A 1,746-nucleotide genomic window follows, 5' to 3' on the forward strand; every position below is an offset into this window, starting at 1 on the left:
GCCCGAGCATCACCCCGAGACCCGCCAGGATCGCGCCGACGCCCAGCACGATGCCGCCGAGCCACAGGTTCTGACCGGTGGTGGCCAGCGCCGAGCCCGAGCCGAGCCCGCTGCCGTTCGCGGCTGTCGCCGCCGCTGCCGCCGTCGCCTCATATGTATAGGTCGGGTCGGCCACGCCGCACCGAGTCGTCACGTAGACCTCGACCGTGCCGACGAGGTGCGGCGGCGTCACCGCGATGATCTCGGTGTCGCTCACGACCGTGAACGAGGCCGCCGGCGTCTCGCCGAAGCTGACCGCAGTGGCGCCGGTGTACCCGGTGCCCGTCAGCACCGTGGTGGTGCCGCCGGTGTCGGGCCCGTGGTTCGGCGAGATCGACACCGACGTCGGGGTCGCGACGCACGCGTCGCCGGATACGTAGGTGAAGACGACCGGGTCGGACGAGCCGCTCGGGGTCGTCACCACGATCTGCGCCGTGCCCGCGTCATGCGGCGGCATCGTGACCGTGATGGACCCGTCGGGGTTCTGCGTGAACGGCACATCGTCGCCGTCGACCGTCACCGAGGTCGCGTCGCCCAGGTCGTCGCCCGAGATCGTCACCTGCGTGCCGCCCGTCGTCGGCCCCTGGTCGGGGTCGATGCCGCTCACGGTCGGCGGTGGGCTGACGTAGGTGTAGCTCGCGGCAGGCGAGGACCCGGCGGCCGTGGTCACCACGATGTCGGCGTCGCCCGCGGCGTGCGGGGGCGTCGTGATGGTGATCGACCCGTCCGGGTTCTGCGTGAACGGCACGTCCTGCCCGTCGACCGTCACCTCGGTGGCGCCGTCGAGGTCGGCGCCCGAGATCGTGACCTCATCGCCCCCGGTCGTCGGCCCCGAGTCGGGGCTGAGGCCGGTGATCACCGGCCCGGCGACGTAGCTGAAGGTCTGGGCGCCGCTCGTGCCGCCCGGCGTCGTGACCGTCACGTCGACATCGCCCTCGGCGTGCGCGGGAGTGACGAACGTCAGCGAGCCGTCGGAGTTCACCGTGACGGATGCCGCGGGGATCGTGACTCCCCCAATCGTGACCGTCGTCTCGCCCGCCACGAAGCCGGAGCCCGAGATCGTGACCGTGGTGCCGCCCGTGGTCGGCCCCATGCTCGGCGACAGCGAGGTCGCCGTCGGCACCGGCACGTAGGTGAACGTCTGCGGCTCGCTATCGCCACCGGCCGTCGTCACCACGACCGGCGCTTCGCCCGCAGCGTGCGGCGGGGTCACGAGGGTGATCTGGGTGTCGGAGTCGACCGTGAAGGTGCTCACGTCGACCCCGTCCACCGTCACCGTGCTCGCCCCGGTGAAGCCCGAGCCGGTGAGCGTCACCGTGGTGCCGCCCGCGACCGGGCCGGAGTCCGGCGTCATGCCGGTGACGGCCGGTACCGCGATGTAGGTGAACGGCAGCGCACCCGTGGTGCCGCCCGGCGTCGTGACGGTGACGTCAGCCGCGCCCGCGGTGCCCGCCGGCGTCGTGAACGTCAGCGACGTGCCGTCGGAGCTCACCGTGACATCGGATGCCGGCACCGTCGTGCCCCCGATCGTGACAGTCGTCTCGCCTGGCACGAAGCCGCTGCCCGTGATCGTCACCGAGGTGCCCCCGGTCGCCGGCCCCTGGCTCGGCGAGAGCGTGTCTGCGGTCGGAACGGGCACATAGGTGAACTGCGGCGCATCGGCCGTGCCGCCCGGCGTCGTGACGGTGACGTCAGCCGCGCCCGCGG

Annotated in this window: 1 protein-coding gene; it reads right to left on the reverse strand. The window is 72.7% G+C overall.

What is annotated here, in order from left to right; translation table 11 throughout:
• Window positions 1-1,746: IPT/TIG domain-containing protein (locus ACM2XV_RS15015; RefSeq protein ID WP_487027520.1), on the reverse strand; the 1,746-nt coding region annotated here is incomplete at both ends.

This window comes from Gryllotalpicola sp. CP2-P1, from assembly GCF_057512245.1.